This is a genomic window from Bacteroidota bacterium (assembly GCA_017303905.1).
Taxonomy (GTDB): Bacteria; Bacteroidota; Bacteroidia; order B-17B0; family Aurantibacillaceae; genus JAHEYG01.
Genome location: JAFLBH010000004.1, coordinates 76,516 through 99,237 on the forward strand (window position 1 = coordinate 76,516; position 22,722 = coordinate 99,237).

At 36.1% G+C, this 22,722-nt stretch carries 20 protein-coding genes; 7 read left to right on the forward strand and 13 right to left on the reverse strand.

Features of this window, described 5'->3' with window-relative positions:
- Positions 1-88: 88 nt before the first annotated feature.
- From J0L69_13635 to J0L69_13670, 8 genes are all read right to left on the reverse strand, one after another.
- Positions 89-1,318, reverse strand: a complete 1,230-nt coding sequence (locus J0L69_13635) for an O-antigen ligase family protein (GenBank protein ID MBN8694231.1) — start codon at positions 1,316-1,318, stop codon at positions 89-91.
- Positions 1,319-2,542 carry a glycosyltransferase family 4 protein gene (locus J0L69_13640; GenBank protein ID MBN8694232.1) on the reverse strand — a complete coding sequence of 408 codons (1,224 nt, stop codon included), beginning with the start codon at positions 2,540-2,542 and terminating at the stop codon, positions 1,319-1,321. It lies immediately after the preceding gene.
- A gap of 6 nt (positions 2,543-2,548) precedes the next feature.
- On the reverse strand, positions 2,549-3,385 hold the full coding sequence (locus J0L69_13645; GenBank protein ID MBN8694233.1) for a hypothetical protein: 837 nt from the start codon (positions 3,383-3,385) through the stop codon (positions 2,549-2,551).
- A complete protein-coding gene (locus J0L69_13650) occupies positions 3,385-4,278 on the reverse strand; it encodes a hypothetical protein (protein ID MBN8694234.1) in 894 nt (297 codons plus the stop codon). Before J0L69_13650 ends, J0L69_13645 begins: the two co-directional genes overlap by 1 nt.
- A complete protein-coding gene (locus J0L69_13655; GenBank protein MBN8694235.1) occupies positions 4,278-5,240 on the reverse strand; it encodes a GNAT family N-acetyltransferase in 963 nt (320 codons plus the stop codon). The genes J0L69_13650 and J0L69_13655 overlap by 1 nt, the downstream gene beginning before the upstream one ends.
- A 1-nt stretch (position 5,241) precedes the next feature.
- Positions 5,242-6,342, reverse strand: coding sequence for a glycosyltransferase (locus J0L69_13660; protein ID MBN8694236.1), 1,101 nt, complete (start codon positions 6,340-6,342; stop codon positions 5,242-5,244).
- A gap of 130 nt (positions 6,343-6,472) precedes the next feature.
- Complete coding sequence (locus tag J0L69_13665; GenBank protein MBN8694237.1) at positions 6,473-8,638, reverse strand: T9SS type A sorting domain-containing protein; 2,166 nt, start codon at positions 8,636-8,638, stop codon at positions 6,473-6,475.
- Positions 8,639-8,700: 62 nt separating this feature from the next.
- Entirely contained in the window at positions 8,701-9,630 is a 930-nt protein-coding gene (locus J0L69_13670; protein MBN8694238.1) for an SPFH domain-containing protein, read from the reverse strand.
- 72 nt (positions 9,631-9,702) lie between these two features.
- Here J0L69_13670 and J0L69_13675 point away from each other — a divergent pair, with 72 nt between their 5' ends.
- Together J0L69_13675 and J0L69_13680 are read left to right on the forward strand one after the other, a co-directional pair.
- Positions 9,703-10,791 (forward strand): hypothetical protein, encoded by a 1,089-nt coding sequence (locus tag J0L69_13675; protein ID MBN8694239.1) that lies wholly within the window; start codon positions 9,703-9,705, stop codon positions 10,789-10,791.
- A complete protein-coding gene (locus J0L69_13680; GenBank protein ID MBN8694240.1) occupies positions 10,792-11,199 on the forward strand; it encodes a 6-carboxytetrahydropterin synthase in 408 nt (135 codons plus the stop codon).
- Here the strand turns inward: J0L69_13680 and apaG are convergent.
- Positions 11,196-11,582 carry a Co2+/Mg2+ efflux protein ApaG gene (gene apaG, locus J0L69_13685; protein MBN8694241.1) on the reverse strand — a complete coding sequence of 129 codons (387 nt, stop codon included), beginning with the start codon at positions 11,580-11,582 and terminating at the stop codon, positions 11,196-11,198. The genes J0L69_13680 and apaG overlap by 4 nt on opposite strands.
- Positions 11,583-11,826: 244 nt before the next feature.
- Between apaG and rpsA the strand changes: the two genes are divergently transcribed.
- Positions 11,827-13,617: a 30S ribosomal protein S1 gene (gene rpsA, locus J0L69_13690; GenBank protein MBN8694242.1), complete on the forward strand. Its 1,791-nt coding sequence runs from the start codon at positions 11,827-11,829 to the stop codon at positions 13,615-13,617.
- A gap of 229 nt (positions 13,618-13,846) precedes the next feature.
- The gene (locus J0L69_13695; GenBank protein ID MBN8694243.1) at positions 13,847-14,041 is read left to right on the forward strand and encodes a hypothetical protein; all 195 of its coding nucleotides are present in this window, start codon (positions 13,847-13,849) and stop codon (positions 14,039-14,041) included.
- Positions 14,042-14,068: 27 nt separating this feature from the next.
- On the opposite strand, the gene nadB is transcribed toward J0L69_13695, so the two are convergent.
- Positions 14,069-15,643, reverse strand: a complete 1,575-nt coding sequence (gene nadB / locus J0L69_13700; protein ID MBN8694244.1) for an L-aspartate oxidase — start codon at positions 15,641-15,643, stop codon at positions 14,069-14,071.
- A gap of 55 nt (positions 15,644-15,698) precedes the next feature.
- Here nadB and J0L69_13705 point away from each other — a divergent pair, with 55 nt between their 5' ends.
- From J0L69_13705 to J0L69_13715, 3 genes are read left to right on the forward strand one after another with little or no spacing between them, the layout of a single operon-like run.
- Positions 15,699-16,322: a NifU family protein gene (locus J0L69_13705; GenBank protein ID MBN8694245.1), complete on the forward strand. Its 624-nt coding sequence runs from the start codon at positions 15,699-15,701 to the stop codon at positions 16,320-16,322.
- A gap of 36 nt (positions 16,323-16,358) precedes the next feature.
- Positions 16,359-16,988 carry an oxidoreductase gene (locus tag J0L69_13710; GenBank protein ID MBN8694246.1) on the forward strand — a complete coding sequence of 210 codons (630 nt, stop codon included), beginning with the start codon at positions 16,359-16,361 and terminating at the stop codon, positions 16,986-16,988.
- Between the two features lie 50 nt (positions 16,989-17,038).
- Positions 17,039-18,427 (forward strand): GIY-YIG nuclease family protein, encoded by a 1,389-nt coding sequence (locus J0L69_13715; GenBank protein MBN8694247.1) that lies wholly within the window; start codon positions 17,039-17,041, stop codon positions 18,425-18,427.
- A gap of 50 nt (positions 18,428-18,477) precedes the next feature.
- On the opposite strand, the gene J0L69_13720 is transcribed toward J0L69_13715, so the two are convergent.
- The 3 genes from J0L69_13720 to J0L69_13730 all read right to left on the reverse strand — a co-directional run bounded on the left by J0L69_13720 (position 18,478) and on the right by J0L69_13730 (position 22,643).
- Positions 18,478-20,046: a PQQ-binding-like beta-propeller repeat protein gene (locus tag J0L69_13720; protein MBN8694248.1), complete on the reverse strand. Its 1,569-nt coding sequence runs from the start codon at positions 20,044-20,046 to the stop codon at positions 18,478-18,480.
- Between the two features lie 74 nt (positions 20,047-20,120).
- Positions 20,121-20,747, reverse strand: coding sequence for a response regulator transcription factor (locus J0L69_13725; protein MBN8694249.1), 627 nt, complete (start codon positions 20,745-20,747; stop codon positions 20,121-20,123).
- 51 nt (positions 20,748-20,798) lie between these two features.
- The gene (locus J0L69_13730; GenBank protein MBN8694250.1) at positions 20,799-22,643 is read right to left on the reverse strand and encodes a tetratricopeptide repeat protein; all 1,845 of its coding nucleotides are present in this window, start codon (positions 22,641-22,643) and stop codon (positions 20,799-20,801) included.
- Positions 22,644-22,722: the final 79 nt, after the last annotated feature.

A 22,722-nucleotide genomic window follows, 5' to 3' on the forward strand; every position in this document is an offset into this window, starting at 1 on the left:
CTTCGTTGTTACTGCTATGCTCTGTTGCATTTTCTTTTAATTCCGCAACTACGAAGATTTATCACTCGCTGTTAAACCTGAAATAGGTTTAATGCTGATGTTTTGTCTCATTTTCAGGTAAAATCATCAACTCATACCGCAACAACAAACACACAAAAAAGCCATAAAACAAATTACCGGCTTGTGTTTGCAGCATCGACTCTACCAAAAAATTCAGCATAATAATCACGCTGAATAAAACCAAAACAGTATTACGTTTAGCAAATCCATAAATCATTCCACCAAGCGTCCCTATTACTAAAAGCAATGTCCCAACTACACCCAATCCGATAAAGGTTTGAAAGTATTGATTGTGGGTGTTTAAATTATGTTCTAAGGCGCCGGTGAGTCCATGCTCTTTGTAGGCCGCTTGTAAAACATCATTCGCATCGCCTACACCTACTCCCCACCAGAAATTATTTTTAATGATTTCCATGCTTTCTCCCCAAATCAACATACGAACGGCTGTACTCTCCACGGAAGTTTTATCAACGTTAGCTGAAGAAGCTGTTTTAAAAGCATTACTGAGTCTTTCAAATGGTGTTGGTAAAGCCACATATAAAATGCCAACTAAAGCACAAAGCGCTAATAAAAACACCACAAATCTTCCGGGTGTAATTACCTCCTTGTATTTAATAATCGGAAGCAAAATACCTACAGCTAATAAAGCAATGATACCGATTTTAGATGCGCATAAAAAGATGCCGGTCACAAAACTTAGCATTAAAAACACGCGCATGATGGTGAGCCATTTTTCTTTCTCAAACCATACAGGATAAACTAAAAATAAAACGACTGAAGCAAACAACATGTACATGGAGAAATAACCCGCATGCATGAAATAAGAAAATTTATTGTAGTAAAAATGATTTTCTCCGTCCACTATATAAATCCACAAGGCCCGCATTAAACAAGCTATCAAGGCAAAGAAACATCCACTTACAAAAGCAATCACGATACGTCGAATGGTGGCTGTATTGATTTTAAATAGAAAGAAAAAATATGGAAAGGCTAAAAAACCCAGTTTTACTTCAATGGCCCGGATGGATTCATGTTTGTTATCAGAAAGAGCTGCGCTGATAACGTGTAATGTAAAATAACCTAGCATCACAAGGAACCATGGATTTTTTAAACCGCTTAACATATCGTCTTTTTTGGCCACAAACAAAGAGGTAATAAACCAGAGTATGATGAGAATGGATAAGTTTAATCCAAATGGCATTAAGAAGGTGAACAACACCGGCAGATTTTCAAAAAATATTTGGCTGCGCGTTTTCACTTACAATTGAATTATTTGATTGTAAAATTTTTCAGCGATGGTATCGCGGTTAAAATTTTGGTTCACATAGTTTCTGCCATTCACACCTAATTGTTTGGCCTTTGTATAATCAGAAGACACATCAATTACAGCCTTTACCAATTCATTTACATTCTCGGGTTCAAAATACAATCCGCATTGGCCTTTATTGATAAACAAGTCACGCGCCTCACCATCTACACCCAATAAAATGGGCAGTTCCATAGCCAGACTTTCAAATATTTTGGAAGGAATAGCACCTTTAAACAAATCGAGTTTCTTTAAGGGAATGATAGCTGCGTTCACCGATTTTAATACCTGAGGCATTTGGCTCTTTGGCACAAAATCAATAAATATCACATTGCTTAATCCGTATTGCTTTTGCAGCTCTATGAGTCTTGGTTTCTCCGGACCGTTGCCCAATAACACAAATTTCAAATGCGGTTTATCTTTTATCGCTTTAGCCGCTTCCAGAATTATTTCCAACCCTTGCGCCAAGCCAATGATGCCGGCATAAAGGAAAACAAAATCATTTTGAGCGATATTGTTATTAATTCTGAAATCACCGGCCGCTATCTGCTGAGGGTTATAATAATTCATATCTACCCCATTCGGCAGCCAATAGGTTTTAACTTGTGGAAAGCGTTGATTAATATTCTGACAAATCCCTTGTGTTTGTCCGCTTACCAACACCGAAGCTTTATATAATTTCTCTTCGAGGTTATACGCCATTTTAAGCATGGTAGAATTAGTAACCACGCCAAGTTTCTCGGCCGACTCCGGCCAAAGATCGGAGACGTTAAAGATTAATTTGGCTTTTTTGGTTTTAGCTAAACGCAAAGCCGAGTAACCCAGAAATAAAGGTGGCGATTCACATAAAATAAAATCTACATCCCCAATTTTTCGTTTTCCATACCAGGCACTTGAGCATACGAAAGAAAAATAATTCAAGAGGCGTTTAATGATGCCTTTGCTTTTAGAAACATAAATCCAGCTGCGATGAATTTTCAACCCTTCACTTTCTTCATACATATATTTCTTACCGGCGTACTCCTTCTGCACTTCCATTTTAGGATAATTGGGCATGGCGGTTAGTACGCTCACATCGACACCTTTGTTTTTTAAACGCACGGCCAATTCATACAAACGGTTTTGCGGTGCGCCAACTTCAGGCGGAAAGTATTGAGTTAATATGAGTAATTTGATTGCCAATTATAGTGTAGCTTGAAGTTTAGTTTGCGTTTGTGATTCTAATTCGCTCATCGCATTTTCAAAAGATGTAAAAGCGATTTTATTTTCAATCAGATAATCACAAAGCCAAATATACCAATCTATCCAGGTTTTGAAACTATTACTGAAGTAACGATCATGAAAATCGATACCAATGTAATTTAAATTGCTCTCAAAGGCTTTGTCGATGGATTTTCTAGTCGCTTCCTTACATTCTTCTAAACTACGGCTTTGCCACTTCTTTCCATTCTCAATAACCCAGCCATCCATAATTTGAAAGGGGAATTCCCACATAGTACCAACTTTATAAGGATTTTCATAAGCGTGTACGGTTGTATCAAAACGGTATCCCGCTTCGTTAAAATAATTAAGTGTATTCTCGTTTCGTTTTACATAATGCATGCGCATTCCTTTAGGCTTAATATTAAACGCTTTCTCGAAACATTGCTTTTCGTTTTTTACTTTATCTAAGCTTTGAAAACAAATGCCATGTATTGCAACCGTCTCACCCTGCTCTATAATTCGCTTTATCCAAACAGCGGCTGCATCATTACTGTAATTTAATCCTATTCCTTTATCAACGCCTATAAAAAATGTGGAGGGAATATTTTTAGTTTTATTAAAAGCGATTAATTCATCAATGTTTTGCCATTTATTCTTTAAAAAATCATTCCAACGTAAAAAGTATTCCTGCCATCCGATTTTCCCTAAAGTCAACTCAATATTGGTGCGTACCATGAATTTCGGCACAATCATATCGCGCAGTAAGTGTTCGCTTACCGTAATATGATCAATATCGTGGGAAATAATTGCTTTCACTACTTCTTAAATAATTTAATATACCAGGGTAAATTATTGATGTTTAAATAACCGTAATCTAATTGTTCGCCACCTAAACCTTTATAAAAACCTGCTAAGCCGGCCGATAAAGAACCGCCGGCAAAATCAAAGGTTTCTGATTTATCTTCAAAGTACTTGATAGCATGACTCACTAATAAATGCATACTTCCGGTATTCTCTTTCTTATCAAAATTAGTGCCCTTTAAAAAAATGGTATGCTTTCCGTTTGAAATAAATGTACCAATTGCCATGACCTCCCCATTTGCATTTATCACTTTAAAGGTATGGAGTTTATTTACCTCAGCCGCATTTTTGAGGAGTATCATAAATACAGATTGTGCTTCTTCATTTAATCCCAATTCGTTTTTCAAAAAAGGAATTAAATAGGTTTGAGATAAATGCATAGCATCGCTACCCTTCACTTCCTCCACTTTAAAACCGTTATTCTGCGCTCTTGAAATATTGCGTTTGGTGTTTTCGTTAAACGAATACGATTTTTTATAATTTATAACAAAGGTACATTTTATCGCTGTGCTATGATTACATAAATGATTCAATTCAATCTCAATAAGCTTGTACTTTTTCGTTATATAATCAATGCAAAAATTTAAATCTTCCTTCGTAAAATCACCAAACAAACCCAATTGCGATGTAAAATGAGGTTGTGGCAAATAGTTTATTCCGTGCTTTGTTTTTGAAGTAATGGGAAAAACACATTTATAATTTTCACCGATTAAGGCATCCCATCCGGGTGAAGTGGCATTTAAATAAAAAGATTGTGCAAATACCAAGGGTGCTTTTGAATTTAATATCGTTTGATCCCATTTAAGGAAATCAATTTCACGGTGAGTTATGTAATGTAGTTTACTCATTAGAACAACTCCCGTTTTTTAAACTTCAATAGCATTTCCAATGGCAAAGAGGCTTTATTAATGGTAAAGTATGGTACTAATTGCGGACCAAAACTCCTGAAGAACTTCTCCACTCCTTTTAACATGGAGCCTTCAAAATCGAACGTTTGACAACCTAAGCTCTTCGCTTTCTCGATAGCTTTATGTAAAAGTAAATTAGTGACACCACTCACCTCAGCGTTTTTATCGAGTCCGCCGAATAAATAATAACATACTTCTTTATCGTATGCACAGAAAACGGCGCCTTGCAACTTGCCGTTTTGAAACGCACTCAAACAAAACGAATTGCTAGGCTTAGCGAATTTTAAAAAAATATTTTTCAACTCCGCTTCGTAAACATTAGCACCGGCCGATTGCAATGCCTGCTTAAAGAAAGCAAACATATTTTCGTTGCTTAATCCGTCTTCTTTTATTGAAAGTTCTTGTTTGAGACAAGCGTTGATTTTATTTCTGTTTTTAGGATCGTAATTGGAATAAATATCATCAAGACTTTTATGGAGGTCGATACGATAGGTATAATTCGGAATGACTTTATATTTTTCCCAAATAAAAGGCTGCATATCCTTCACAGAAGAATGAAAAGCTAAGACCAGTAATTTACTTTTCAGTGAACTCAAATAGTTGCAAACTTCGGAAACAACCTCTTTTGAAAAACTATTGACCGATGCCTGGTTCTTTGCTTCCGAGAAATAAAACAAGCCGCAATGCGGTGTGTATGGTGGTAATTTTATAAATGAAGCGCCTAATTTTTTAGTTTGAGAATAATAGAAACCACCGATAAATTTTTGATCATCGTTATGTATTCCCACTAATTTTAATTCAGAACCATAAATAGATAACCATTCTTTAGAGGCAAAGACACCAACAGCCGCTGAGGCTTTCTCGTAAAACAAATCCTTATTTTCAACCGGCTTTAAAATCACTTTATTTTTTCAAAACAGAATTATAGGCTTCAATCATTTTATTTAAACTCACATTAAAGTCGTAAGTATTTAAAACATGTTCGCGTCCTTTCTTACCCATTTCCTCTCTTAATTGCGGATTGTTTATCAATTTTTCAATGGCATCAGCAATCTCCAAAGCGTTCTTTTTCTTAACAATGATACCGAACTTACCTTTATCAATAACTTCCATCAGCCCTCCTACATCCGATACAATAACCGGCGTTTCACTCGACATTGCTTCTACAACAGCTACACCAAAACTTTCGCTGTCATCGATAGATACATTTAAAAAGATATCCAATAAATTATGGTAATGCGGGACGTCTGAAAATTTTATCCGCCCGGTTAATTCTACCATGTCGGTTAATCCTTCAGCGGCAATTTGTTTTTTGTAATAATCGGATTGACTACCTGCACCAATCAACAAAAATTTTAATTTCTGATTTCTGATACGATCCTTCAAGATTTTCGCAGCTTCAATAATATATCTGATTCCGTATTTCTCTTCAATGGATTTAATAGTACCGATGTAAATTGTATTTGACTCTTTAGACACTTCTGCTTTTTTAAATACGGCCGTATCAACACCAAAAGGAGTCACCGTAATGTTTTTTTCAGTGTATTTTAATGTTTCCTGCTTCATGATTTCACTTGTTGAGAGAATCATATCAGCTTTACGGAGATTATACTTCAATAGTGATTTATGGAGATAAGAGGCATTGGGAAAACCATACACGTCCATTCCCCAAACAGAAATAATGTAAGGATGGAATCCGGAAAGCGCACCAATTAACCCGTAACTGGTTGCATAATGTGCGTGTAATATATCTGGTTTAAATGTTGCAATAGCGGCTTTTAATGCGCCAACATTTTTAATGTATTTTATTTTTGTCTTTAATTTTTTGGCATTAACCGTTTCTTCCGCCTCGTGCAGCAGAGTAATCAACGGATGATTATTAATCCAATCGTATGTTGCTTTATTAAAACTAAAAACACCTACATGAATTCCTTTCGATGCCAAGCCCATAGCCCATTTTTCGGTATGCTCGGAGCGTGAATCAGACAACAAAAGAATCTTCAATGGCATAAAGTATTTGAATTTACGGTAAAAATAGTCCCGATTTAATTGATAAACAAGCTTTAAATTATTGTGCTAAACATAAAAAAACGCCGCAGTTTTTTGCTGCGGCGTTCAATTTACTAATTGATAATTATTCGATAATTAATTTTCTGGTGATTTTTTGCCCGTTCATTTCAACGTTAACAATGTACATACCTGCTTTTAATTGCTGGAATTCATTCACTGTTACAGTATGATCACCCGAATTTAAATTAAATATCTTTTCTGCTTCAACTATTTTTCCGATAACATCAGTTACCGATACTTTAATTTCTGCATGATCACTTAAAGAAAATACAACATTAGCTGAACCATTTGTAGGGTTTGGATATAAACCTAAACCTATTGACTGACTTAATTCATTTACACCAAGAGGTGTATTAAAATTAATATCATCTAGGTAAAAGTTATTACCAAATCCGGAAGCAGTATTCTCTTGGAAATAGAAACGGATTTTTACGTTTGGTTGAGTTTTGAATGTATTAAATGCCGGATGAGAAGTTAAAGTATAAAGCTTAAACTGAGCAGGAGTTGGAGTAAATGGAGTAGTTGTTACACCACCAGAACCAGAAGCCATTGTTGAAGGTGCAGGCACATAAATATCTGTCCAGCTACCACCGCAGTTAGAGCTTGCTTGTACTTTAAATACATCTGCCCAAGTTCCATTATACTGTGCATAAGCATATTTGAAAGTAAATGTAGCTCCTGAGTTTGCTGCAAAGTTATAAGAAGGAGTTTCTAAGATATCAATTGCTCCACCCGGATTGATAGTGTTATTCATGTAATACGAATTGCTTCCTGATGCCGCAGCACCTGTATTTTGTTGCCAAGTTGTTCCACCGGTTTGATTGATGATTGCCCAATTTGTAGGTAAACCTGCAGTTTCAAAACTTTCCTGGTAGCTTCCACTAACATTAGCAACACCTGAAATAACATTCACTGTTTTTGTTTTAACAGAAGAACCTTGTGCATTGTTAACAGTTAAAGTTACAGTTTGTGTGCCAACAGAGCTAAAAGTAATACCTGTTGAAGCTCCGGTTGGATTAGCGATTGACGCACCTCCTGTAGCTGTCCAAGCGCGACCGGTTACAGCTCCATTATATGAATCATCAATAAAATTCAAAGTACTACCTGCGCAAACTGTGTAAACGTTAACTGCTGTACCGTAAACAGAGTGAAAATCTGCGATTGGTGCACATGTACCTGTTCCGTTAACATCGGTTGCAGTTAAATTAGCAGTAGCCCATAGATTATTTCGTCCGCTTGTACTTGAAGCTAAGGCGGCACGCATTACGTTTGTTTGACCGTTAGTAAACATTTTAGGGCAAGAAGAGTAATCCATAATATTTTCTACGTTAGCCTGACCGCTACCAACACAGGTATTACCTGAAGCACTGGACGGACAAGTTGAAAAATATCCTTTGGTCATAGGTGTATCAGCAATACCATCATCGCCACAAGAAACGCCAGGGTTATTAGTATTACCAAAAGTATGAGAAAGGTTTAACCAGTGTCCGATTTCATGACTTAAAGTACGTGAATCGATGTAGTTACTGCTTACCCAACCTGAACGAATAACAAATGCATCGCGTGAATTACCTGCAGGCCATGTTCCGGGCTTATAAGTATATCCAACAATTACTCCACCTGATGATGAGCAAGTCGCGGTATTAGGGCAGATAGATTTTACAACATAAATATTTAAATATTTAGTTGGATTCCATTGAGTAGCACCTGTTCCTGAATACGCATAGCTAGGAGACGCCTGATTCCAGTTAGTTCCTGTATTGTAGTAATGGTTTATACCTGATGTACAGTTTCCACTAGGATCTTTATGAGCTAACATGAATTTAATATCGCTATTGATATATAAAGACGAGAACAATGGACTAATTGTACCAACATCCGAACCTGCAGCTGAGTAATCGTTATTTATATTAGCTAACGCAGCAATACAATTCGCATCTGAAATGTTTTCAGCACCATTTTCGTGTAAAATATGAAATACAACAGGGATGGTGTATTGAAAAGCAGCGCCTACTTTTTGATTTTTTAAGCTTTCCTCATAGGCAACTGTAGCTTGACGAAGTTTTTCTTGTTCGGCCTCGTATTTCGCACGTAAAGAAGGATCTGCTTGAAAAGCGGCCTCCATGGCGTCGTAGGTAGCACAAGGCATTACGGTTTGCTGTTCTTGAGCTAGAAGGCTTGTGCCGCTCAATGAGAAAGCAAGTAATAAAGTTTGTATGGATTTTTTCATGTGTTTGTGTGTGTTTATTTCATTAAAGTTACAAAATCAAAGTCCTGAATGCAAATTTTTATCTATTTTTTGTCTTTTAAACCTAGTTGATTTAAGGCCATCATATCTTTCATGGTTTTTTGCATTCCTTCAACGCTACCATCCAAGAAAATAACATTTCCTTCCCCATGTTCTGCGAAATTTTTAATGGCTTCCGTCCACATACTAAACAAAATTAGATTTGCATCTAAATTAGCATCAACCATTTGCTGAGCCGCCACGGCCATACCTTTAGCTACCTCTTCACGGAACAAAGCCACACCTTGTCCTCGTAATTGGGAAGCTTCTTTCTCGGCTTGAGCCGCAATTTTAATGGCATTTCCTTCAGCTTCGGCTGCTTTTGTTTTAGTAATTAAAAGGGCCTGGCCCTCATTTTCGGCGGCTGCCTTTAGGTTATTACTTGCTACTACTTTAGCCATCGAGCGCATTACTTCTTCATCAAAAGTGATGTCGTTTAATTGAAGATCTATTAAATGATACCCCCATTCTTCTAATGTTTTATCCAATTGATCTTTTACTGCTTCAACTATATCACGACGGAGAATTAACACTTCCGATTGCTTTTTAGTAGCCACAAAAGCACGTACCGAACCTTCAACCGAACGAACTAAAGCCTGCATAAAATTTCTTTCATCAATGAATTTAAATGCTACATTTTTAATCGTTTCTTCCTCTTGATTCAACACTGAATAAAGTAGCATTGCGGTAAAGTTCACATTCGCTTGATCAATAGTTACAGCCTGAAACCCCAATTCGGCGCTTCGGTTTTGAATAGAGATTTTTTTTGCTACACGTTCAATAAAAGGAATTTTGAAATTTAATCCCGGTCTCAAAATGCGACTGTATTTTCCAAACACTGTAATAACCGCAACAGTACCTTGTTGTACGGTTTTAAATGATAACAGCAATAGAAGTAATCCTAATACTGATAAAATAATTGTACCAATTCCCATGTTTTTATTTTTTTTTAAATATATCAAAAAAACAAGAGAGCCTGATTTTTTATTACTTTTAAGGTAACAGAAATGGACAAGCGGTTACTAATATATTTATTGTTGTTTTTGGCACATTTGTTAAACGCACAAGAGAAAAAGGGGGACTTTTCGGTTGAAGATGCCGGGACCTCTTCCGTAGATACCATTCAAAAAAAACCGGAAGAAGATTTTTATAAGGCAGCCATTAAACTTCAGGATTCCGCTAAATGGAAAGAATCGATGATTCCTCTTAAGAAAGCACTTAAAATAAACCCTGAATATTTAAACGCCAGTAATAAAATGGGCTTTGCCAAATACAACTTAGAAGACCTCATGGGGGCTGAGTTTGATTATTTATGGTCGTTGAAGATTGAGCCAAACAATTTTGAAGCGCTTAAATACTTGGGAATCATTTATTTTAAAAACAAACGCTACAACGATGCCAAAATGTATATGGATAGCGCGGGTAATCAAAGGGTGGATGATCCTGAATTTTTTTACTATCGCGCTAAACTAATGTTTACAGGAAAAGAGTATAAAAAGGCCCTAAGCTTGGCCGACTATGCCACAGAAGAAAATAAAAAATATACGGAAGCTTATTTGCTCAAAGCAGAAATACGTTTAGCCATGAAAGATTATAATTACGCTTTAAAAGAATTAAACGATGCGGAAAAAACTATTCCTGCCGATAAACCTGATTATAACTTATATAAGACAAGAGCTAAAACGAAGTTCGAGCTAAGAGACTATAAAGGCGCTGTGACTGATTGGAACGTATATATTGACGCGAATCCCAATCAGGAAGAAGCATTAATTTCACGTGCCGCAGCAAAAATTAACTCAAATGAGTTTAGCTCGGCAATCGTTGACCTCGATGATGCAGCGAAGTTAAATCCTAAAAACCCTGTTATTTATAATTACAGAGGCGTAGCCAAAGGAGAAAATAAGCAAATAGTTGAAGGTTTAAAAGATCTGGATTATGCCATCAAGCTAAAATTTAACTATCCGGCCGCTTATGTTAACCGCGCAGCACTTAAATTTGCAAGCAAAGATAAACGCGGTGCATGTCAGGATTTGGAAAAAGCCGATGCTCTTGGTGATCAAATGGCTTATAAATTAATTGAACAATATTGTAAATAAATGAAGACTTCTGTAGTACGTAAAATAACTTTTCACTCGGCCCATCGCCTGCATAATCCCAATTGGAATGACACTAAAAACAAAGAAGTTTTTGGTTTATGCGCTAACCCTAATTATCACGGACACAATTATGATTTGCTGTTTAAAGTAACCGGTGAGGTAAATCCTGAAACGGGATTTGTAATGGATTTGAAAGACCTCAGTGATATACTAAACAAAGAAATTTCGGAGCGTTTTGATCATCGTAACTTAAATTTGGATGTACCTGAATTCAAAAATCTGAATCCTACAGCTGAAAACATCGCGAAAGTTGTATATAATATTATGCGACCGAAAATTAACACACAATTCGATATACAAGTTACATTATACGAAACTCCTAGAAATTTTGTGATTTATCCCGACTAATTAAGTTTAGCGGGAACGATTAAATTAAATTGCGGAATGGTAACTTCTATCTCGGAACCATCGCTCATTTTCTTCATGGTATAATAGCCTTGCATATACCCGATTTCAGACACTAAATTACAACCACTATTGTACTCGAACTTTTCTCCCGGCTCTAAAATTGGCGTTTCACCAACTACACCAACACCATCAACCGTTCTAACTTCATTAATACTATCGAAAATTTCCCAATGCCGTTTAATTAACTGCACGGCTTGATTGCCTTTATTCTCTATGGTTATATAATAAACAAAGAAATAATGATTTTCACGAGGATTCGATTGTTCCGGCCAATATTTGCACTCGACAGAAATTTCAATGTTATGAGTTAAGGTTTTGGTCATTTTTGTGGATTTAAGAAATGCCTCGCGCCTACAAATTAATATCTTTTTTACCTTCTAAACAAAAGATTTAACAATCTAATTTTCAAATACTTATTTTTCGTTAAAATTAGAATTAAAGCCCCTTTCAACCGAATTAAATCGTATATTTGTAGCCCGTTTTTTCAGGGAAGAACGGATTTTATAAAATTAATTAGTTAAACCCCTCGGCTTTACCCTGATAAACCCGATACAAGTAAATTAAAAAATGGCAGATAAAGCCTTAGTAGGAAATCCGGATTTTGACTGGAATTCCATTGGAAAAAAACAAGACAATTATTCAAACGACGAACGTTCTAAGTTTGATGAATTGTATGGTAAATCATTAAGTACTGTAAACGATCTTCAGATTCTGGAAGGTACTGTAGTGGCAAAAAACAACCGTGAAGTTGTTGTGAACATTGGTTATAAATCGGATGGTGTTGTAGCCTTATCAGAATTCCGTTATAATCCTGATTTAAAAGTTGGTGATAAAGTTGAAGTTTTCATTGAGAAAGCTGAAGACGCAGCAGGCCAATTAATTTTATCTCATAAAAAAGCGCGTGCTAACAAAAGTTGGGATCGCGTTAATGAAGCTCTTAACTCTAACGAAGTTATTAAGGGTTATGTTAAGTGTCGCACCAAAGGCGGACTTATCGTGGATGTATTCGGTATCGAAGCATTCTTACCTGGCTCTCAAATCGACGTTAAACCAATTCGTGATTACGATGTTTACGTTGGTAAGACTATGGAATTTAAAGTTGTAAAAATCAACAACGAATTCAAAAACGTAGTAGTTTCTCACAAAGCATTAATTGAAGCTGAAATCGAGAACCAAAAACGTGAAATCATCTCTAAATTAGAAAAAGGACAAGTATTGGAAGGAACTGTGAAAAACATTACTTCTTACGGTGTGTTTATTGATTTAGGTGGTGTTGACGGATTAATCCACATTACTGATTTATCATGGGGTCGTATTAACCACCCTGAAGAAATCGTTAAGTTAGACGAGAAAATTCAAGTGGTTATTCTTGATTTCGACGATGACAAAAAACGTATTGCTTTAGGTTTAAAACAATTATCTTCTCATCCTTGGGATGCTTTAAGCACCGAAATTAAAGTTGGTGATAAAGTAAAAGGTAAAGTTGTAGTTATTGCTGATTACGGTGCATTTATTGAAGTAGCTCCTGGTGTTGAAGGTTTAATTCACGTAAGTGAAATGAGCTGGAGTCAACACTTACGTAGCGCTCAAGATTTCGTAAAAGTGGGTGATGAAGTTGAAGCTGTAGTTTTAACCTTAGACCGCGATGAGCGTAAGATGAGCTTAGGCATGAAGCAATTAACTCCTGATCCTTGGAATATGATTATGGAGAAATACGCTAAAGGTACTCGTCACACAGGAACTGTTCGCAACTTCACCAATTTTGGTGTGTTTGTTGAATTAGAAGAAGGTGTTGATGGTTTAGTTCATATCTCTGATTTATCTTGGAGCAAGAAAATTAAACACCCTAGCGAATTCTGCAAAGTAGGTGATAAAATGGATGTGGTTGTATTGGAAATTGATGGCGAAAACCGTCGTTTATCTTTAGGCCATAAACAATTAGAAGATAATCCTTGGGATGTATTTGAAACTGTATTTACAATCGACTCTATCCACAACGGTACAGTTATGAGTGTAAATGATAAAGGTGCTATCATTGGTTTACCTTATGGTGTTGAAGGATTCTGTCCTGCTCGCCACTTAGCTAAAGCTGATGGTACAACTGCTAAAACTGAAGAAGTATTAGAGTTTAAAGTAATCGAATTTAGCAAGGATGCTAAGCGTATCGTAGTTTCTCACGCTCGTTTACACGAAGAAGTGAAAGAAGAAGCTAAGAAAGCTGACAAAGCGGCTAAAAAAGCGGATTACGAAGACGCTAAAAAAGCAGTAAAAAAGGTTAAAGACAATGTTGAAAAAACCACTTTAGGTGATATTTCAGCTTTATCTGACCTTAAAGACAAAATGGACGGCAAAAAATAAGCCGCTAGTTATTCATTGATTATCAGCCGAATAACTAAAAAATAATCCGTCCGGACGAGTTCCGGATAGAGCAAACTAAAAACACGCCATGGTTTTTAGTTTTTTGAGGTCCCGATCGTGTTAATAACCGGTCGGGATTTTTTTTACCCTTTTTTTGGAGGCGGACAATATTTTGGAATACCTTCCGTTATTACTTAAAATGAAAGTATAAACCCATAAATCCCCGCCGATGATAAAAACATCTACTCTACCTTCTTCTTTACACACCGAAAACAAAACTGAAACTTCTAAAAAAGAAGAACAGCAGTTACCTGAATTCGCAGAGCCTTCAGCTAATTGCATCAATAACATTCTAAACTACTCCAAATCATTAAAGGTTTTAAAAAGCCAATTGATTAACGAAATTGAAGTAGTACATACTTAAAAAAAGCCCCGAATTATCGGGGCTTTTTTATTCAACAACTTCTGTTTTTTTATACTGCTGCATATAATGCAAGCCAACACTCTCTTTGCGTTGCATGGCGTGTTTAATAATTAAATAGCCAACGCATATAATATTTCTTAACTCACATAATTTAGGTGTAATAATAGTTTTATCGTAAAGCGCTTCGTTCTCTTTGTATAAAATTTCTAAACGATCGAAGGCACGCTTTAAACGTAAATTACTTCTCACAATCCCAACATAGTTACTCATAATTTGCTGCACTTCCTTTTGAGATTGTGTAATCAAAATCATTTCCTCCGCCTGCTCTGTTCCTTCTGCATTCCAGTTAGGAATATTTTCTTTGAACTGAATAGAATCAATCATTGACGAAGCATGTTCAGCGGCGCTATGTGCAAACACGCAGGCTTCCAACAACGAATTACTTGCCAATCGGTTTGCGCCATGTAATCCGGTACAAGCACATTCACCAATCGCAAATAAATTATCAATTGTAGATTTACCGTTTTCATCTACAATAATTCCTCCGCATAAATAATGCATAGCAGGCACCACCGGTATCATACGCATGAAAGGATCAATACCTAAGCTCATGCATTTATTATAAATATTCGGGAAATGCTCTATGAATCCTTTACGGTCTAAATGCCGGCAATCCAAATACACAAAATCATCACCGCGTATTTTCATTTCATTATCGATGGCGCGTGCAACGATATCACGTGGCGCTAAAGAACCGCGCGAATCGTATTTCTGCATAAACTCTTTTCCATCGAGTGTCTTCAATACCGCTCCAAATCCTCTAATTGCTTCTGTAATTAAAAAACTCGGGTGCTCATTTGGATTATAAAGCGAGGTTGGATGAAACTGAACAAACTCCATGTCTTTAACATGACCTTTGGCGCGATACACCATGGCAATACCATCACCTGTAGCAATCGTTGGATTAGTAGTAGTTGCATACACATGTCCTGCCCCACCCGTTGCCATTACCGTAACTTTTGCCAACACCGTTTCAATTTTTTGTGACTTAGTGTTTAAAACATAAGCTCCATAGCATGTAATTCCTTTTGTTTTTGACGTTACCAACTCACCTAAATGATGTTGCGTAATAATATCAATAGCAAAATGATGATCGAGAATATTAATATTGGGATGTTTGCGTACTTGTTCAATTAAAGCCCGTTCAATTTCATATCCGGTTATATCCTTATGATGTAAAATGCGATGTTCGCTATGACCACCTTCTTTTGCCAAATCATACTCGCCATTTTGTGCTTTATCGAAACGTGTACCAAGTTCAATCAATTCTTTTACGCGTTGCGTTCCTTCGGTTACCACCTTTCGCACAATTTTCTCATCGCATAATCCGGCACCAGCCACTAATGTATCCTGAACATGTTTCTCAAAACTATCCTTATCATGCCACACAGCGGCAATACCTCCCTGTGCGTACTTGGTATTACTCTCCTCTTCATTTGCTTTGGTAATAAGAAACACCTTTTTGGTTTCCGCTACCTTTAAAGCAAAACTGAGGCCGGCAATACCAGAACCAATTACTAAATAGTCGGTTTTATGTTGCATAATTTAACACTCAAAGGTAAACAATTATACGCTTTATTGTTCGTAAATTTGACGCATGAATCCGAACGAAATCCCATACATCATTTACGCCGAGGAAACTCCTAATCCTGCTACCATGAAATTTGTAGCAAACCGTTTACTCTTAGTGAGTGGTGCAACGGCCGATTATAAATCAGTTGCTGATGCCAAAGATGCACCCATCGCAAAAGCAATGTTTAATTTCCCTTTTGTAAAACATGTTTTCATTTCGTTTAACTACATTACCATTACCAAGCACGACTCAGTATTGTGGGAAGATATCTCTTATGAATTACGCATCTTTATTACGGATTATTTAAATAAAGGAAATACTGTTGTAGATAAATTACCCGAGCAACAAGTTGCGGCGGACTCTTCTTTTACAAAAACGGTTAATATCAATACTCAACATAATGCTCCCAAAAATGATATTGAAAACAAAATCATTGAAGTACTCGAGCAATATATTCGTCCCGCTGTTGAACAAGATGGCGGACTCATCACCTTTAAAGAATTAAACGACGGTATTGTAACAGTTCAAATGCGAGGAAGCTGCAGTGGTTGCCCGAGCAGCACAATGACTCTCAAAGCCGGTATTGAAGCTTTATTAAAGCGCCTTTTACCTGATCACGTAAAAGAAGTGGTAAGCGAAGCGGTTTAGTTAGTTCGGAGTTAAGAGTTCAAAGTTCGTCTATTCATGAAAACAGCCATTATATTTGGAGTGACTGGTTTAACCGGAAAAGCTCTTTTGCACAATATCGTAGAGGATGCCCGTTACTCCAAAATTTATATCGTTACCCGACGACCTTGCGGATTTATACATCCAAAAGTTGAAGAAATACTTTTCAATTATAAAAACTTTAAAGAAATGCCTTCTATAAAGGCTGATCACGTTTTCTGTTGCTTGGGAACTACCATAAAAAAAGCTGGTTCAAAAGAAGCACAACAAATCATTGACCGTGATTATCCTATTGAAATTGCCAAATATGCTAATACACTTGGCGCCGAAAAAATGGTTACAGTTTCTTCTATTGGCGCTGATGCCAAATCATCGAATTTCTATTTACGTACCAAAGGTGAAATGGAAGAAGGTGTAAAATCAAATTTTAAACATTCCGTATTTGTTCGTCCCTCTTTTTTATTGGGTAACAGAGAAGAAATGCGTATTGGTGAAAAGATTGGGATTGCTTTATTTTCCATCATCAACCCTCTTTTATTCGGCAGTTTATCCAAATACAAAGGCATTCAGGTGAGCCAACTCTCAAAAGCGATGATTAACGCTTGTTTTAATAAAACGGAAGAGGTTTTATATTATAAAGATTTTTAATTCTACAATTTGTAGCAACAATTTTCTTAATCCGTGCTTAAATTTATCCCGTGTTTGCAATTATCGATATTGAAACCTGCGGGGGAAAATTTGATTTCCGCCATGGAAGAATTACTGAGATTTGTATTGTAAAGCACGATGGTTTACAAGTAGTAGATGTTTGGTCGACACTCATTAATCCGGAGTGCCATATCAGCACTTACTTTACCAGCCTCACCGGTATAACCAATGACATGGTTCCTGATGCCCCTAAATTTTATGAAGTAGCTAAGAAAATCATTGAAATGACCGAAGGTTGCATTTTTGTTGCGCACAATGTAGGTTTTGATTATGGGTTTATAAAAGAAGAATTTGAGTCATTAGGATACAAATACAGAAAGGATACTTTATGCACAGTTAGACTAAGCAGAAAATTAATCCCGGGAAGAATTTCCTACAGCTTAGGTCATTTATGCGCCTCCTTGGGAATAGAAATTGAAGGAAGACACCGCGCACAAGGAGATGCGGAAGCTACGGCTAAATTATTTGATTTGTTATTGCAATTAAAATCACAACATCCTCAATACAAAAATATGGGCGTAGAAGAAATCATGACGCGCCGCATTGATAAAATTAAAGAATATATTCTTAAAAAATTACCGGAGGAATGTGGCGTTTACTATTTCCTGAATAAGGAACAAGAGATTATTTACATTGGAAAAAGTACCAATATGTATCAGCGGGCTATTGCGCACTTTAACAGTAAGGAGAACAAAAGCAAAAAGCTCCTGAATGATTTATACAATGTTGATTTTGTAGTTACCGGAAGTGAATTAGTAGCGCTGCTGCATGAATCTTCTGAAATTAAAAAGCATAAACCCAAATATAACCGTGCACGCAAAGCCGATGAATTTACTCACAGTATCGACTCCTTCAAAGACAAAAGCGACATCATTAACTTTAAGATTGTGCCTTACGAAGAATCGGAAAACGCTGTTGAGTCATTCGTCACCTACTCTTCAGCACGCGAAAAACTCGAAAAATGGATTGATGAATATGAGTTGTGTTTACGTTATTGCGGATTAACAGGAGAAGACTCTGTTTGTTTTAATCATCAGATAAAAAAATGTAAAGGCATTTGTAACAATGAAGAAGAAGTTGAAGCTTATAACAAACGTGCTGAAGAGGTGATAAAAAAATCAGCCTATGAAAAATCAAATTTCATCTTGCTCGACAAAGGCCGCCATCATGAAGAAAGAGCTTTGATTCTAATTGAAAACAATCAATACAAAGGATATGGTTTTATTGACTCCAGTCATCAAATAAATTCTATGGATGATTGCCGCGACATCATCACTCATGCCCCGTATTATCCTGATAGCGATAATCTGGTAAAAGGCTGGATGCGTTCCAACAAATACTATAAAACCTTTGAGTTAACCGTCAATAATTTTAATTAAAAAGCCCCATAACTTTTATGTTATGAGGCTTAATCGCAATTATCGTTTTTTTATAATGTTTTGTGTTTGGTAATTGTTTGTTCGTTAAATCGAATAAAATAATTACCTGTTTGATCGAAGCGAGGTGCATAACAACCCTTAAGCTTTCCTAATATTTTACCACTTGTCAAATCAAAACGAACAAATTCATTTTGATCATCTTCATCCTTGCCGGTCCATACAATGTAAGCATCTCCTTTAAATTCTGTAAACAAAACTTTATTTGTGGAAGTAGCGTAATTTTTTACTCCTGCCGGAGAATAAGATGCAATTCCTTCTTCACCCTTAACAATATAGTTTTTGTCGTACTCAAAAATATACTTCGGTTTTCCAATTTCTTTACCCAACTCTACTTTACTCTTTACTTTACCTGTTGACGGTTCTAAATAATACACAAACTTTGGAGAACAGGCAACCAGTGTATTTCCATCCATCAAAATAGTACACTCTGATTTTGAAAATTTATCTTCTGTAAACACCGTCTCTGCAGTCCATAATTGTTTTCCGCTAGCCGCGTCGAATGCACGAATATCCGATTTTCCTTCATAAACTACCTTTGCAATATTTGTTGTTGCGCCATTATTAGCATTGTATACAGATTTTGCTTTACGTATATATCCGCCAAACTTTGCAATTAAAACATTATCCGATACTAATAATTCAGAAACAACATCATTATTATCCAACTTTTCACTCTTCCATAAAAGTGAACCGGTATTTATATCAAGTTTTTTGATTGCCTTCTCGCCTTTTGACAAGTCGCAAAGATATACCGCATCTTTATCTACGGTAGGTAACGGTGATTTCCCGATTTCTTGAGATGTCATGCCTGCATCTACCATATCAAAAGTAGTTGTCCATAAGACTGAACCATTTTTTAAATCTAATACAGTAATACCTTCATAAATCACAAACACCTTTCCGTTTTTAACCATTACATTCATCATAATATCTGGGTCATCACTGCTCAACAACAAACGGTTAATATGCGTTACTGCCCTGGCTTTAATAGCAGTTGACCAAGTGTTTCCTCCCGAAGCTTTAACGGTTACATCAAACGTATTACCCGCACTTGAGTTCTTTAAAAATTTATCTTTGAAGTAAAGTTCAACGAATGTATTAGTAGCTTCATCAACTGTATAGGTAGCAAATGTTTGCTTTACCTTCGATTTTTTAATCTTATTACTTTTGTCTTTCAGAGTAGATTCAGTAACTGAACTGTTTATTTGTCCGGTTTTGGAATCGAGGTAAATTGTAGTTTTAGTATCTTCTTTTGGCTTGTTATAAACCACTTCAACCGGATCTCCTTCTTTAGCCCATAAGAAAGTCCAGTCTTCAACAGACTTAATACCTAGACGTTCTTTTGCGTTAAATGTCCATAATGTTTTACCATTGGTTCCATCCACCATCGAAAAGGCTTTTAAATCACCAATAATAATCATTGACAAATCCGCGTTACAGGAATTCCATTTGTTTTCTACATCGACTTTAGTCTCCCATTCTTTTTTAAATTCGGTTTGTGAGGAAAGTATTCCGCTTAAAAATAGCAGCGATGCCACCAGCATTTTCTTTGTTTTCATAATTGTAGGTTTATTCCTCAAAAGTGCTCTAAAAATAAAGAGTGAGCAATACGAAAAAAGTAGTAATTCTTATACTACATCTTAGGAAAAACCTTGTTGAGAGCTTCGGTTCTTGAATTAACCTGAAGTTTTATATAAATATTGCGAATATGTGTGCGTACGGTCTCGGTGCTTAAAAATATTTCGTTTGCGATTTCTTTATAACGATAACCTTTTGCTAATAGGTTCAGGATTTCTTGTTCACGGGAAGTCAATTTTTCTAATTCCTCGTTTTTTTCAGTAACGTGAAATGAGCTAACTATCTTTCTGGCAATTTGACTGCTCATTGGCGAGCCGCCTTTATAAACGTCAACCAAAGCATCTAATATCTTTGACGGCTGAGTTGTTTTTGTAAGATAACCTGTTGCTCCAACTTTCAGTGAATTGAAAACAGATTCGGTATCTTCAAACGAAGTAAAAATTATAAACTGAGTGGATTTGCAAAGCGGCTTGAGTTCAGCAATACATTCTATACCCGTTTTACCAGGCAAATGAATATCCACCAATACAACATCAAGACTCAATTTAGGAATCAATTTTATAGCTTCTTCCGCATTATCAAAAGCATAATCACAGGAAAAGCCTTCACTTTCATTAATTAGAGCTGTAACATTCTCACGAATTTGCTTTTCATCTTCTATGATCCCTATTTTCAATTCCATCTTACAAAAATAATCACAAGGTTGATTTTACAGTTACTACTTAAGTGGTATTTAGTGCGTTAAAATAGCCTGCAATGGTACCTGTACATCAATTAATGTACCATTGGAATTTGTGTGTATATTAAAAGACCCTCCAATACTTTCAACCCTATTTCTCATATTTTTTAATCCGTTACCTTGTTGGGCCACTTCAGAAATTCCTTTTCCATTATCCTTGATGGAAACGGTTAAAACCTGATTATTTAAACTAATCTTTAAATCTACCTGATCGGCTTTAGAATGTTTGACAACATTATTCAATGATTCCTTCACAACCATCAAAATTTCGCGATGAGATTCGCGTTTAATTGGTGTTATAGGTATGTCTTTATCCATGTGAACATTTAACTCAATGGAAACATCTTCCAGATAATCTGCCGCATACTCCCTTATGCGCGCTACCAGTCCTTGTAAAGTTACATTTTCGGGATCCAAAGCCCATATTAAATCGCGCATATTTACAACCAAACGTTGCGCAGTTTCTGCAATAGACGAAGCATTCTCCGAAACCTCCTTGCTTTGTGATTTATCGCGACTAATCAACTCACTTAAAAAATTAATCTTTGACAAACCTGAACCTAAATCATCATGAATATCTTTAGCCATCCTTAATCTCTCCTTCTCTTCTGTACGTTTAATTGCTATTTCCTCGTCGTATTTTGCCTTTAAACGTTGTTTATACAATAAAAGATATGCAGATATGCCAACAAACACAATCAGCAGCAACACGATCAAAATATACATATTACGTTTCTTAATTTCGAGACTCTTTATATAGTCACTTTGCTCAAGATCCTTTATCAGCGTTTCCTTCTTCTCGGTTTCATATTTAGTTTGCAAATCGTATACTAATCTTAATTTTTCCTTATTCATTAGCGTATCACGCAAAGCGTAAAATAATTTGTAAAATTTTATCGCTTGTAAGCTGTTCTTAACAAGTTCGTTTGTTTCGGCCATTTTGCGATAGCTCTCCAACAGCAAATCGTCATTCTTTGTAATTGACGGGAACAATTTTTCAGCCTCATTTACGTAATTACTTATAATTGCCGAATTAGTGGGATTTATATGCGCAGAACAGTAAGCAAGATTTAAATATGCCAGTTGCTGTCCGCTTGAGTTATTTAGTTTCTTTTGAATCTCTAACTCACTTTCAAACTTTTCATAAGCCTTATCATACTCCTTACAAGACAAGTGCAATTCGCCCAGCGCATTGTAACAAATTGCAATACTGTTCTCGTCGGTATGCTTTAATAAGCCTTGCAACGTTGTATTAAGTAAGTGCTTTGCCGAATCGATTTGATTTTTATGACTCAAACATTTGGCTAGGTTTATGTATAAATTATAAATTACATAATCATGATTAAACTCCTTACACTTTCTAACTCCTAATCTGGATTGGTACTCCGCATCTTTATAGTTTCCCATCTTAAGATACATTTCACCTAAGTAAAAATGGATTCTCGGATTATAGACGGAATCTCGTTCAAACAAACGATAGGCTGTTAAATAATACTTTAAAGCCTTTTCATATTCACCTAGTTCTTTATAACACAAACCAACATTAAAGAGTGTTAATGCCATTTTTTGAGGCACTCCCATTTTCTTTGCAATATTGTATGATAAAGTATGAAAATGGCAAGCCGAATCGTATTTTGCTAAAGTTTCATAGCTATTGGCAATTCCATTATAAGCATTAAGCTGATACTGCAAATTGCCTTCACGATTCGCTAAACCAAGACATTGCCAACCATAACGGATACCGGAAGGCGGATCAATAAATCCATATTCAAAACTTAGGGTGTAAAGACAATTTAACCTTGCAAGGGGTTCACTTGTGGTATCCAGAGCTTTTAACAAACTATCAAGAAAATGCCTAGTTGTTGCTTGCGTATGAATAGCAAAAAAAATAAAAATAACACCTATTAGTTTCCTTAAG

What these genes read in the sequence shown, in the direction of transcription:
- J0L69_13725 (MBN8694249.1), bottom strand. Translation starts at nt 20,747, where the DNA reads ATGGAATTGAAAATAGGGATCATAGAAGATGAAAAGCAAATTCGTGAG.
- J0L69_13720 (MBN8694248.1), bottom strand. Translation starts at nt 20,046, where the DNA reads ATGAAAACAAAGAAAATGCTGGTGGCATCGCTGCTATTTTTAAGCGGA.
- J0L69_13670 (MBN8694238.1), bottom strand. Translation starts at nt 9,630, where the DNA reads ATGGGAATTGGTACAATTATTTTATCAGTATTAGGATTACTTCTATTG.
- J0L69_13665 (MBN8694237.1), bottom strand. Translation starts at nt 8,638, where the DNA reads ATGAAAAAATCCATACAAACTTTATTACTTGCTTTCTCATTGAGCGGC.
- J0L69_13705 (MBN8694245.1), top strand. Translation starts at nt 15,699, where the DNA reads ATGAATCCGAACGAAATCCCATACATCATTTACGCCGAGGAAACTCCT.
- J0L69_13650 (MBN8694234.1), bottom strand. Translation starts at nt 4,278, where the DNA reads ATGAGTAAACTACATTACATAACTCACCGTGAAATTGATTTCCTTAAA.
- J0L69_13695 (MBN8694243.1), top strand. Translation starts at nt 13,847, where the DNA reads ATGATAAAAACATCTACTCTACCTTCTTCTTTACACACCGAAAACAAA.
- rpsA (MBN8694242.1), top strand. Translation starts at nt 11,827, where the DNA reads ATGGCAGATAAAGCCTTAGTAGGAAATCCGGATTTTGACTGGAATTCC.
- apaG (MBN8694241.1), bottom strand. Translation starts at nt 11,582, where the DNA reads ATGACCAAAACCTTAACTCATAACATTGAAATTTCTGTCGAGTGCAAA.
- nadB (MBN8694244.1), bottom strand. Translation starts at nt 15,643, where the DNA reads ATGCAACATAAAACCGACTATTTAGTAATTGGTTCTGGTATTGCCGGC.
- J0L69_13675 (MBN8694239.1), top strand. Translation starts at nt 9,703, where the DNA reads ATGGACAAGCGGTTACTAATATATTTATTGTTGTTTTTGGCACATTTG.
- J0L69_13710 (MBN8694246.1), top strand. Translation starts at nt 16,359, where the DNA reads ATGAAAACAGCCATTATATTTGGAGTGACTGGTTTAACCGGAAAAGCT.
- J0L69_13680 (MBN8694240.1), top strand. Translation starts at nt 10,792, where the DNA reads ATGAAGACTTCTGTAGTACGTAAAATAACTTTTCACTCGGCCCATCGC.